This window comes from Butyricicoccus sp. AM27-36 (assembly GCF_003480945.1).
Taxonomy (GTDB): domain Bacteria; phylum Bacillota; class Clostridia; order Oscillospirales; family Butyricicoccaceae; genus Agathobaculum; species Agathobaculum butyriciproducens.
The window spans coordinates 391,865-403,294 of record NZ_QUJR01000001.1; the positions used below are offsets into that span (position 1 = coordinate 391,865).

General features: G+C 55.5%; 10 protein-coding genes. 8 read left to right on the forward strand and 2 right to left on the reverse strand.

Annotation, left to right across the window (positions count from 1 at the left end; translation table 11 throughout):
- Position 1 precedes the first annotated feature (1 nt).
- The 6 genes from DW724_RS01830 (at position 2) to DW724_RS01855 (ending at position 6,775) form a co-directional block, all read left to right on the forward strand.
- Positions 2-925: a prepilin-type N-terminal cleavage/methylation domain-containing protein gene (locus DW724_RS01830; RefSeq protein ID WP_118760455.1), complete on the forward strand. Its 924-nt coding sequence runs from the start codon at positions 2-4 to the stop codon at positions 923-925.
- Positions 926-1,045: 120 nt separating this feature from the next.
- On the forward strand, positions 1,046-2,113 hold the full coding sequence (locus DW724_RS01835; protein WP_270439568.1) for a rod shape-determining protein: 1,068 nt from the start codon (positions 1,046-1,048) through the stop codon (positions 2,111-2,113).
- Between the two features lie 257 nt (positions 2,114-2,370).
- The gene (locus DW724_RS15745; RefSeq protein WP_202183497.1) at positions 2,371-3,390 is read left to right on the forward strand and encodes an SHOCT domain-containing protein; all 1,020 of its coding nucleotides are present in this window, start codon (positions 2,371-2,373) and stop codon (positions 3,388-3,390) included.
- A 7-nt stretch (positions 3,391-3,397) separates the two neighbouring features.
- Positions 3,398-3,898: a tRNA adenosine(34) deaminase TadA gene (gene tadA, locus DW724_RS01845; RefSeq protein WP_118360483.1), complete on the forward strand. Its 501-nt coding sequence runs from the start codon at positions 3,398-3,400 to the stop codon at positions 3,896-3,898.
- 92 nt (positions 3,899-3,990) lie between these two features.
- Complete coding sequence (locus tag DW724_RS01850) at positions 3,991-5,358, forward strand: sodium-dependent transporter (RefSeq protein ID WP_118479297.1); 1,368 nt, start codon at positions 3,991-3,993, stop codon at positions 5,356-5,358.
- A gap of 865 nt (positions 5,359-6,223) precedes the next feature.
- Complete coding sequence (locus DW724_RS01855; protein WP_118760456.1) at positions 6,224-6,775, forward strand: hypothetical protein; 552 nt, start codon at positions 6,224-6,226, stop codon at positions 6,773-6,775.
- Between the two features lie 63 nt (positions 6,776-6,838).
- Here the strand turns inward: DW724_RS01855 and DW724_RS01860 are convergent, their stop codons facing one another.
- Together DW724_RS01860 and DW724_RS01865 are read right to left on the reverse strand one after the other, a co-directional pair.
- Positions 6,839-8,197 carry a C40 family peptidase gene (locus DW724_RS01860; protein WP_118760457.1) on the reverse strand — a complete coding sequence of 453 codons (1,359 nt, stop codon included), beginning with the start codon at positions 8,195-8,197 and terminating at the stop codon, positions 6,839-6,841.
- A 71-nt stretch (positions 8,198-8,268) separates the two neighbouring features.
- Positions 8,269-8,565 (reverse strand): hypothetical protein, encoded by a 297-nt coding sequence (locus DW724_RS01865; RefSeq protein ID WP_117492581.1) that lies wholly within the window; start codon positions 8,563-8,565, stop codon positions 8,269-8,271.
- 453 nt (positions 8,566-9,018) lie between these two features.
- Here DW724_RS01865 and mtaB point away from each other — a divergent pair, with 453 nt between their 5' ends.
- Positions 9,019-10,296, forward strand: coding sequence for a tRNA (N(6)-L-threonylcarbamoyladenosine(37)-C(2))-methylthiotransferase MtaB (gene mtaB / locus DW724_RS01870; RefSeq protein ID WP_118760458.1), 1,278 nt, complete (start codon positions 9,019-9,021; stop codon positions 10,294-10,296).
- Between the two features lie 83 nt (positions 10,297-10,379).
- A complete protein-coding gene (locus tag DW724_RS15750; RefSeq protein WP_199667396.1) occupies positions 10,380-10,550 on the forward strand; it encodes a hypothetical protein in 171 nt (56 codons plus the stop codon).
- Positions 10,551-11,430: the final 880 nt, after the last annotated feature.

The window sequence follows — 11,430 nt, forward strand, 5'->3', positions numbered from 1 at the left end:
AATGCAGAAGAAAGAGAAAAATACCCGCAAGGGCTTTACGCTGGTGGAATTGATCGTTGTGCTGGTCATTCTGGCGATTCTTGCGGCGTTTATGATACCGGCGTTGATACAGTACATCGAGAGAAGTCTGGAGGCATCCGACCTTATCGAGGTGCGGGCGGCGTATATTGATGTGCTGGCTGCGGTTACGGAGCAGGACAGCGACAACATGAGCAAGACGATCAAGCTGAAGCAGAAGCAGGATGACTGGCAGTCGAGAGATCCCATTACAATTGCAGGCATTACCCATTGTAAGACGGATGGAAATACCGAAAACTGGAAAGGAATCCCTACCGCGGGCGGAGAATGCGAGGTGTACTATGACAGCGAAGCGGCTGTGATCGTGTTTGACTGGAAAGGCAAGAGCACACCGGGCGGCACGATCGACTGGAACGAGAATCTGCACGGCATACTCGATCGGACCGGTATTTTGAAGACACTGAAGAATAATTCGAATTTTGAGATCGACTCGAAGTGCCCCAATTCCACTATGGTGCCCCTGGTGGAGAAGGAGATGAGAAGCGACAGCCTGCTGAAAAATGGCACATGGGCGTTTCTCGGCAGTTCCACGAACAAGAGCGACCGCTATTTGTTCTGGACATCGGTCGATGTCGCTACAAAGGCCGTCGGTGCGGGCAAGCAGATACCGGTCATTGTCAGCCCGGCGAGCGGCGGCTATTACATCTCTGAAACGACCACCGCGGCCCGGAGCAACAACGGCCAAAAATATGTTGCGATTGCGGACCATATCTACAGTTACAGCACCTTTAAGGATTATATCACAGGAACGAAATATGACACGCTGGCGGAGGCGTATGCAGCCTATAAAGAACAGGTGGAAAACGATGTAAGATTCCAGCAGTATAAGGACACGCTGCCGGAGTGATGCCGTTTTCTCTGTCGAATTTTCGGTATTTGCCCCGGAGTCTTGCAAATGGCGCACAAAATCTGTATAATGGTAATACTGTCAATCCACGCGAACAGAGCGCGGAGAAAGGAATGAAATATGGCTTCTTTTCTGCAAAGAATCGCGAAAAAGATGTCGCTTTTTTCGAGCGATATCGGCATCGACCTCGGCACGGCAACCGTGCTGGTCTATGTAAAGGGCAAGGGTGTTGTACTTAACGAGCCGTCCGTTGTGGCGGTGGACAAGGTTTCCGGTAAAATTCTTGCCGTGGGCGAGGAAGCGCAGAGCATGCTTGGCCGTACACCGGGCAACATTGTCGCCATCCGTCCGCTGCGCGAGGGCGTTATTTCGGATTACGAGATGACCGAGCGCATGATCAAGGAATTCATCGCAAAGGTGCAGGGTATCCACCTGTTCAAGCCGAATGTGGTCATTTGCGTGCCGTCCATCATCACCGAGGTGGAGGAGCGTGCCGTCATTGATGCGGGCACGCAGGCGGGCGCAAAGCGCGTTTTTCTGGTCGAGGAGCCGGTCGCGGCGGCCATCGGCGCGGGCATCAACATCAACAGGGCCAACGGCAATCTGGTGGTCGATATTGGCGGCGGCACGACCGATGTGGCGGTTATTTCGCTCGGCGGCATTGTCGAGTCCACGTCCATCAAGGTCGCGGGCGATAAGTTCGACGAGGCCATTGTCAAGTACGTCCGCCGCAAGCACAATGCGCTGATCGGCGACCGCACGGCAGAGGAGATCAAGCGTACGGTCGGCTGTGTGTATCCGCGCAGCGAGGAAGCGATCATGGAGGTCAGGGGACGCTGTCTGATGACCGGTCTGCCGCGCACGTTTACCGTAAGCTCGAGTGAGATTCTCGATGCACTCGAGGAGGTCTCCTCAGCGATTGTCGAGGCGGTGCACTGGGTGCTCGAGCGCACACCTCCCGAGCTGACCGGCGACATTTCCGCCAACGGCATCACCATGACAGGCGGCGGTTCACTGATCTGGGGTTTCGATAAGCTGATCGCCTCCAAGACCGGCATTCCGACGCGCGTTGCGGACGAAGCGGTTTCGTGCGTGGCGTACGGTACCGGCAACTGTCTGGAAAACCTGTCGAAAATGCAGGACGGCACGATGAATCTGTCGCGGCAAAGACAAATGAAAGCGCGCTGACGCTTTATAGGGGGTATCCATACCCCTGTATGCAATTTGCAAGCAAATTGAAATTTTTAAGGCAATACCGCATAATTGAACAAGAGTGATTTGCGAGTAAATTTTGCGTACTGACGAGGCACAGTTTTGCGGTAATAATTGTTGTATTAACCTGAAACTGCAACAAAATCAGAGCAAAAAATTTCCGCAAAGCACCGCCGCTTTAATTGTGCGGTGTTGCCTTAAGATGGGCTTTATTGTGGGGTAGGTGAATCTTGATGAGTAAAAACGTAGTTGCAACCATTCGAGAGGACGCACCGTTCGTACCGGCAGGACGCTATTACTTATTTTCCGAGCCGGCGGCGTGGACGCTGATGCCGACCGACGAGGGCAGCGGGCAGCTGCCGCTCACGCTGGACAAGGGCGCGTACACGCTCACCGCGGACGCAGCACCGACCGAGCCGGACGAAATGCAGGGCATGCTTCGTGTGTACAAGCTGCGCCCGATCGCGCTAACCCTGACCGACAGCAGCGGAAACCATGCCGCGCTTTCCGTGTCCTACGGCGCGGACAATCTTGCGGTGCTGCAAAGCTGGGGATTCGACTGCCGCAGTGCCGGTGAGCCGACGGACAAGCCTGCGGAAACCTTCACAGTTGCCGTTAAAAACGGCGGCGGACTGCTGCCGAAGGGCAAGCTGGAGGTCTGGCGCGACGGCGATGCGCTGCGCTTTTTCCGTCGGGATAAGGGCCTCTACACGGGCAAGGGCAGCCTGCAGAGCGGTGAGCTGCCGGTTCGTTCGATTCGCTCGGTAAAAGCAGCGGGTGAAGTGCGTCGAGAGGCGTATCAGGTACACGGCACAGAGGGCGGTCTTATGACCGGCAGAGCGATCGCGATCGGTTCGGCGCTGGCACTTGTCTTTGGCTTGTTCGGTACACTTCTGCTGAATATTATCGGTCTGGTAATCGGCATCGTGATCGGCATAATCGTCGGCATTCAGACCAGTTTGCAGGAGGGTGAACCGGACCGTACGGAATACCGCGAGGTAGACGAGCGCAGCACAGCGGTAGAGATTGACGCACCGACAGGCGGTGCTGCAACTTTGTTCTTTGAACCGCAGGCAATGGAGAGCTTCGCTAAATTGCTGACGTTCGAGGAAATGCGCGGAGAAGCAAGGAAAACTGCACCAAAGGCGGATATGATCGACCAGTTGGAGCGGCTGGCTGGACTGCACGAAAAAGGGCACCTGACAGATGAAGAATTTGAGCAGGCGAAAGCGCGTCTGCTCGGGAAAATCTGAGGAATTTATGACCGAACAGGAAAAATACATGAAGGCCGCGCTCAAACTGGCGCAAAAGGCGGCGGACGAGGGCGAAGTGCCGGTCGGCGCGGTAGTTGTCTGCGACGGCAAAATTGTCGGACGCGGACGCAACCGCCGGGAAACAAAGAAAAACGCACTGCACCATGCAGAAATCGAGGCCATCGAGAAGGCGTGTAAAAAGCTGGGCGGCTGGCGGCTGCACCGCTGCGACCTGTACGTTACGCTCGAGCCGTGCCCGATGTGCGCAGGTGCGCTCATCAACTCGCGCATGAAAACCGTGTACTACGGTGCACCCGACCCGAAGGCCGGTTCGTGCGGCTCGCTGATAAATCTGTTCGCACTGCCGTACAATCATCAGCCCGCGCTGGTGAGCGGCGTGCTGGAGCAGGAATGCGCGGACATTCTGCGGAATTTCTTCCGCGAGCTGCGTAAAAAACGGAAAGAAATCCGCAAAATCGAAAAATCCGCAGTCTCGGACGCGGAATGATAGCAATAATTGTCTAAATTGCTATACGAGAGTAAGTCATGCGTCTCGGACGCTTGATATAGTATGTAAATTAAAAGGGGTAAAAACAAGCAATGCAAAGAGAAAGACTCGGCTCGCGCCTCGGCTTCATCCTGCTTTCCGCAGGCTGCGCCATCGGCGTGGGCAACGTATGGAAGTTTCCGTGGATGGTCGGTCAGTACGGCGGCGGCGCGTTCGTCGTGTGCTATGTGCTGTTCCTGCTCATTCTCGGTCTGCCGATCATGACGATGGAATTTGCCATCGGCCGTGCGAGCCAGAAAAGTCCGGTGCGGGCGTATCAGGCGCTCGAGAAGCCGGGCAGCAAGTGGCACATCCACGGCTATCTGGCGATGATCGGCAACTATCTGCTGATGATGTTCTACACCACCGTGTGCGGCTGGATGCTGTACTACTTCTACCTGACGGTCAGCGGCCGATTTGTCGGCGCGACCGGTGAGCAGGTGCAGGCAGCCTTCCCGGAAATGCTCGGCAAGCCGGTGGTTATGACGGTCTGCATGGTTGCGGTTGTTGTCATCGGCTTTATGATCAACTCGTTCGGTCTGCAGGGCGGTCTGGAGCGCGTTACCAAGGTGATGATGATCATTCTGCTGGCCATCATGGTCGTTCTGGCGATCAACAGCATCATGACCGAAGGCTCGGGCGAGGGACTGCGCTTCTATCTGATTCCGGATCTCGGCCGTATGCAGGAGTGCGGCATCGCCAATGTTATCGTTGCCGCGATGAATCAGGCGTTCTTCACGCTGTCGCTCGGCATCGGCGCGATGGCTATCTTCGGCAGCTATATCGGCAAGGGCCGTGCGCTGCTCGGCGAGGCCGTCAATGTTGCGATTCTGGATACGTTCGTAGCATTTACTGCCGGTCTGATCATCTTCCCGGCGTGCTTTGCCTTCGGCGTGGCACCGGACAGCGGTCCGAACCTGATCTTCGTTACGCTGCCGAATATCTTTAACCACATGGCGCTCGGCCGCCTGTGGGGCAGCCTGTTCTTCGTATTCATGGCGTTTGCGGCCTTCTCGACCGTCCTCGCCGTGTTTGAGAACATCATGTCCTGCTGCATGGATCTGACCGGCTGGAGCCGCAAAAAGACTGCAGCCATCAACATCGTGCTGATGATCCTGCTGTCGCTGCCGTGCGTGCTCGGCTTCAATGTCTGGTCCGGCTTCCAGCCGTTCGGCGCAGGCTCGAACGTGCTCGACCTCGAGGACTTCCTCGTGTCCAACATCTGGCTGCCGCTCGGCTCGCTGTTTTACCTGTTGTTCTGCACCTCCCGCTACGGTTGGGGCTGGAAGAACTTCAAGGAGGAGGCCAACGAAGGCGGCGGATTCAAGGTCAAGGATAATATCCGCTTCTATGTAAGCTATATCTTGCCGATTATCGTGCTCATCATCTTTGCACTCGGCATTAAGGATAAGTTCTTCTAAAGAAATGCGAAAAGCACCGCGAAAGCGGTGCTTTTTTCGTATGCGAAGCAGTAATTGAAAATAGAAAATGGATATTGACCCTGCGGTGAAGCAATGTGCAGATGGGTTGCACGGCGGGGCATCCCAGTGTGGCTTCTCCTGCCCTTCGGGCAATTCACTTTGTGTCGCTCTACACGATATATGCTGCCAAATGATTTCACGGTACACCGTAGGGTGCGCCGACCCCGGCGCACCGCATCAAACAAATTGGCAGGTGTATAACCGTAGGGGCGAACATTGTTCGCCTCAAACACGTTTGATAGGGCGTTGCGTGGGCCACTACGGAATAGATTGTGCAGAGCGAATACAAACGGTGCGCCGAGGTCATACCCAAGGGAACCTTCTCTTGCAGCGTTGCCGCAATTCGCCTTGCCGTACCCTACGGTAAAGTATTTCTCAGCAGATAAAATTCGCAGGTGCCGTCCGTAATAACGCGGAAACGAGTTGCGCAACACGGGTATCCCCCAGGGGACCTTCTCTTGCCCTTCGGGCAATTCACCTTGTGTTGCGCCTGCGGAGGGTAAACTATATGTGTAGCAGTAATGTATCTGACACTGCGTAGAGGCAGGGAAATGGGAGCACAATGTGCGCCCCTACGGAAGAAAAAATTCTCTGCCGCGCTCCTTTTCGAAGCTGTCGCCGCTCTCCGGTATGCGTCAGGCTAAGAAATAAAGGAAACTGGAGTCCCAAGAGGATAGAAACCTTGGTGTCTATCCTTTTGGACCTACCAGCCAAAGGTTGGCTCCAATTCCGTATCCGATAGCACGCATATAAACCCCAATCCCGCATAAGCTGTTGCAAGAAGCAAAAAAAGGAGGCACCCGCCATGCAGGAGGAAAAAAGCGCAGTCTATACCGTAATCTTAGGCGTATGCCTGCTCCTGTGCCTGCTGATGCTGGGAAATATGCTGATGGGCAGGGCGGATACCGGAACGGCGCCTGCCGCACCTGAGGAGGGCGATGCAATGGAATTTCACATCACGGAGGACGATATCGCATCTGTGCTGACCGAAGCGCTGCCGTTTCCGGTCGAGGGCACGGCGGTCAAAATCAGCCGTGACGGCACGATTGCCGTGACGGCTGCCGTAACCCGTCAAGCACTGACGAAAAGCAATCTGGTACCCGGCAAGCTGCGCACGGCGCTGCTGTTTCTGCCGGAGCGCTGCAAGCTGTACGGCGCGTGGAGTGCAGCTGTTTCAAACGGCAAACTCAGCCTTGCCTGCCGGACCATCAAGCTGGAAGGCTTCGCCTTGCCCGAGCAGACCGCTCAGGCACTCTCCGATGCGTTCGCCGCACAGTGGAATACCCGCATGGAACAGCGGGACTTCACGCCGCAGACCATACAGTGGCAGGACGGGGAAGCGGTGCTGCTGGGATAACCGCTCTCAACAGGCAAAAGAAAAATCCCTTCGGAAAACCGAAGGGATTTCTGGTATGTAACCTTACTCAAAAATTACGCGGCCTGCGCCCTGATAGCGGGTCGCATAGCTGCCAGTCAGCGACGAGTACTTAACCACATCGCCCGTGCTGGGTGCGTGAATAAACTGGTTACTGCCGACATAAATGCCTACATGGCTGATGGACGAGGTGCTGCTGCCGAAGAATACCAGATCGCCCGGCAGAAGATCGTCGCGGGAAACACGGGTGGTTGCATCATACTGTGCCTGAGCGACACGCGGGATGGAGCCGACCGTGTTCTTGAACACATAAGAGGTAAAGCCGGAGCAGTCAAAGCCGCTCGGCGTGCTGCCGCCGTATACATACGGAACACCGAGGAACTGTGCAGCATAGTTCAGCACGCTCTGGCGCTTGGCGCTGATCGAGACAGAAGCTGCGGTGTTCGACGGGTTGATCGCCGTACCGGACGAAGCAGTTACGAGGTAGTCCGCACTGATGTAGCCGGTCGTGCCTGCGTAGGATACCTTGCTCCAGCCGTTCGAGGTGCTGAGCACGGTAACAGCGGTGCCGTTCTTCAGCTCACCGAGAACGGTGGAAGAGGTGCTTGCCGCAGAGCGGAAGTTTACGGTAGAGGAGCACTTAACTACTGCTGCCGTACCGGTGGACGCGGACGTGTTATTGGATGCCGAACCGGTGGTCGATACATAATCCTGCTTGATGTAGCCGGTCTTGCCGGAGCAGTTTACCTTGCACCAGCCGTTTGCGGTGCTGACAACAGTAACTGCAGTGCCGTTCTTCAGCTCTGCCAGAATGGAAGAGGAAGTATTGGCCTCGGAACGCAGGTTTACACTCGAGGAACACTTCACCGTACCGGCGGTGCCGGTCGTAGAGGTAACGGTGTTCGACGGAGCGATGGCAGTGCCGGCGGAGCTGCTTGCGAGCGTGATATAATCCGGGTGGATATAGCCGGTCTTGCCATTGTATGTAACCTTGTACCAGCCGCTGCTTACGCCGACTACATTTACCTTGGTGCCGTTCTTCAGCTCACCGTAAGAGGTGGACGAGGTGTTCGGCGCCGAACGGAAATTTACACTGCTCGAGCACTTTACAGTGCCGGTGCCGAGTGCAACGTCGGTTGCGGTGGTGCCGGTCAGGTACTCGCCGCTGACGTAGCCTTCCTTGCCGTTTACGGATACCTTGTACCAGCTGGAGCTGTTATTCAGTACCGCAACCGTGGTACCCTTGGAGAGGGTCGTGATCACTGCACCGCCGGGGGACTGACGCAGGTAAAGCGAATCTGCGTTTACCTTGGCCTGAAATACTGCCAGCGAGTTCGGCAGGACCATCGACATCGCAAGTGCACCGGAAAGTGCGAAGCGAGCGAGTTTTTTAGAAAAAGACATGAAATTGAAGCCTCCGTTTCAAAATGGGAGAAAACAGCCTTTACACTGCCGCAGCAAGCTGCGGGGAAGTCTTACTTCGTGTGCAGCGCTCTGCCGAGCCAGATGGATGCAATATCCATCGCTGCCCACATGCTGTTCTTCTCGGTTTTCTTGACGATACGCTCTTTCATACGTACGTTGGGATCGGTCTGCTGAAGCTGTACGGATACACGCTTTGCAACCGGCAGACCCTTGTAATCACCAGATTCGAGGATCTGCATCATAATGATGTGAGAGTCACTCATCGAGCCGTAATAGATGATGTTTTCCTTACGCATCAGCGGGTGCCCCTTGTATTCCAGAAGGTTATTCTTCTTGGTGGTAGGCATTATCTGCACTCCTTATAGTTACAAAATGGTTACATTCCAAAGTTACATTACGGTTACAGTATAGCATGCTCGAACAGGTTTGTCAAACATTGTTTTGAAATTTCGCATTTTTGTGATAAAATAGAGCCTGTCAAACGCGAAAAAAACGCAGGAATCGACAGCGAAAATCCACAGCGGCCGCACGCGCACGAGAGTAAGGTTACAGACGCTGTAACCCAATCGAACACCATAGGCAACACCGCACAATTAAAGCTGCGGCGCTTTGCGGTAATTTTGTGTCCTAACTTCGTTGTAATTTCACGGTAATACATCAAGTATTACCGCAAAACTACGCCTCGTTAGTACGCAAAATTCCTCGCAAATCGCTCTTGTTCAATTATGCGGTGTTACCTATTATATATAGGGGATTCGCAAGCGCGCAGCGGGCCGCTGAGAGCAAAGGAATGTACATTTGTGAAATTTGCTTTTTTCACCTTGGGCTGCAAGGTTAATTTATTTGAGACGCAGGCGCTCAGTCAGCTGGCGCAGGCGCGTGGACATGAGATCGTGGATAAGGACGCGGACGCCGTGATCGTCAACACCTGTACGGTAACATCGGTGTCCGACCATAAGAACATCCGAGCGTTCCACAAGCTGCGGAGAGACAATCCGAACGCAGTTATCGCGGCGTGCGGCTGTTTTGCACAGACCGACCCGGAGCGTGTCCGCGCCACCGGCGAGATCGACCTCATCTGCGGTACTAAGGACAGGGCGCAGGTGATCGACCTGTGCGAGCAGGCCGTCAGCGGACAGGCCGTACAGGTGCGTGAGAGCGAGGACAGCGGCTTTGAGACTCTGCCTGCCGGTATCCCGCACGGCCGCACGCGCGCGCTGCTCAAGATCGAGGACGGCTGCAACAACTTCTGCACCTACTGCATTATTCCGTATGCGAGAGGGCGGGTGCGCTCACTGCCGGTCGAGCAGGCGCTCGAGCAGACGGTGCGGCTGGCTGACGCGGGCGTGCACGAGATCGTGCTGACCGGCATCGAGATCGCGTCCTACGGCAAGGACTTCGAGCCGCAGGTGCCGCTCACCGAGCTGCTGGAGAAGCTGCTGACCGCGCAGCCGAACGTGCAGTTCCGGCTCGGCTCCCTCGACCCGCGGGCGGTGGACGATACGTTTTGTGAACGGCTTTCCGGCTTTGACAATCTCGCACGGCATTTTCATTTGTCTATGCAGAGCGGCTGCGATACCGTTCTCCGGCGCATGAACCGCCACTACACGAGCGAGGAATTTTACCGGTGTGTCGAGCGGCTGAGACGTGCGTTTCCGGACTGCTCGGTTACGACCGATTTGATTGTCGGCTTTCCGGGCGAGACTGAGGACGAGTTTACGCAGACGCTGGCCTTTCTGGAGAGATGCGCGTTCGCGTCCGTGCATGTATTCCCGTATTCTGTGCGCGAGGGCACAAAGGCGGCCGCCATGCCGAGTCAGCTCGATCAGCAGACCAAAACCGCCCGCGCCGAGCGGGCAAAGCAGGTGGCGGAGACGCTCAGCACTGCCTATCGAAAGCAGTTTGTCGGCCGCACGCTGTATGCGCTGCCCGAGCACCCGACCGACGGCCTGTGGGCGGCGCACGGACGCTACGGCTTTCCTGTATATATAGAGGATAAGGCGGAGAAAAATCATCCGGTCACCGTAAAGGTTATCGGTCTGCACAAGGACGGCGTATTGGCGAAATTTGAGAATTGAAAATTGAGAATGGAGAATGTGTAACCACTTTCGGCCTCTTACCATAGAATGTAATGAAATCTTTGATAGGAGGAAATGACAGTATGTGTTCTTCTAACGGCTTCTGGGGCGAAAATTCCTGGTGGTGGATCATCATCCTGATCATCCTGATCTGGGTATGCTGCGGTCAGGGCAGCGGCGGCTGCGGTTCCTGCGGTACCTGTGGTGATAATACCTGCGGCGGCTGCGGTAATTGCGGCAACTGCTGCTGCTGAGCGGCCGACATATCCACAGAAGGAAGAGGCACCGCGTGAGCGGTGCCTTTTTCGTTTTCTCGGCATAGGGCAACCGAGAAAATGCGAACCGCGCAGGCGGTTTTTTCGGCACCGGCTGACCGGGGGATGCGAACTGCGTAAGCATGTTCGCCCCTAACGGGCGGCTTCTTTTTTGCACCGGCTGAGCGGGGTACTCGAACTGCCGCAGGCGTGTTCGCCCCTAACGGGCGGGAAGTTTTTCGCTGAACCTCAGCGGGGGGGATTCGCCGTCTGCGGACGGCGGGACGTTGCGGCACCTGCCGTGGGGGCAAAAAGGAAGGGACACCTGCGGTTTCCCTTCCTCTTTGAACTCTTACCTTTCCCTTGGATAGTCTGGCGCAGATTGTCGACATGTGACCGCTGCGAAAAGGGGAACGGCAGAGGGTTTTTTCTACCGTAGGGGAGCACAGTGTGCTCCCATGTCGAGACATATTCGCAGTGTCAGATAGTGTTCTGCTACACATACGGGCTACTCTGCGCAGGCGCGACATACCCGTGTCGCGCAACTCTTTAACGTGTTATACCGCACGGCACCTACGAATTAAGCGTTTGGTACAATTTATCCTCGTAGGTGCTGTCTATCATAACGCGCTCACGAATTGCACGGCACTGCTATGCCGCGTTCAGCGGAGGTTTTCTGATCTGTGTAGCAGTAATGTATCTGACACTGCGAACAGGTTACGAAAGACACGGTAGAAAAAATCCTCTGCCGTTCCCCTGTTTCGAAGCGGTCACATATAGGAAATCTGCGCCAGATTAGGAAGCAAGGGAAAGGTAGGAGTTCAAAGAGGAAGGAAAACCGCAGGTTGTCCTTCCTTTTTGCCCCCGCGGCGGGCGCCGC

What these genes read in the sequence shown, in the direction of transcription:
- DW724_RS01835 (WP_270439568.1), top strand. Translation starts at nt 1,046, where the DNA reads ATGGCTTCTTTTCTGCAAAGAATCGCGAAAAAGATGTCGCTTTTTTCG.
- DW724_RS01855 (WP_118760456.1), top strand. Translation starts at nt 6,224, where the DNA reads ATGCAGGAGGAAAAAAGCGCAGTCTATACCGTAATCTTAGGCGTATGC.
- DW724_RS01830 (WP_118760455.1), top strand. Translation starts at nt 2, where the DNA reads ATGCAGAAGAAAGAGAAAAATACCCGCAAGGGCTTTACGCTGGTGGAA.
- DW724_RS15750 (WP_199667396.1), top strand. Translation starts at nt 10,380, where the DNA reads ATGTGTTCTTCTAACGGCTTCTGGGGCGAAAATTCCTGGTGGTGGATC.
- DW724_RS01865 (WP_117492581.1), bottom strand. Translation starts at nt 8,565, where the DNA reads ATGCCTACCACCAAGAAGAATAACCTTCTGGAATACAAGGGGCACCCG.
- tadA (WP_118360483.1), top strand. Translation starts at nt 3,398, where the DNA reads ATGACCGAACAGGAAAAATACATGAAGGCCGCGCTCAAACTGGCGCAA.
- DW724_RS15745 (WP_202183497.1), top strand. Translation starts at nt 2,371, where the DNA reads ATGAGTAAAAACGTAGTTGCAACCATTCGAGAGGACGCACCGTTCGTA.
- DW724_RS01860 (WP_118760457.1), bottom strand. Translation starts at nt 8,197, where the DNA reads ATGTCTTTTTCTAAAAAACTCGCTCGCTTCGCACTTTCCGGTGCACTT.
- DW724_RS01850 (WP_118479297.1), top strand. Translation starts at nt 3,991, where the DNA reads ATGCAAAGAGAAAGACTCGGCTCGCGCCTCGGCTTCATCCTGCTTTCC.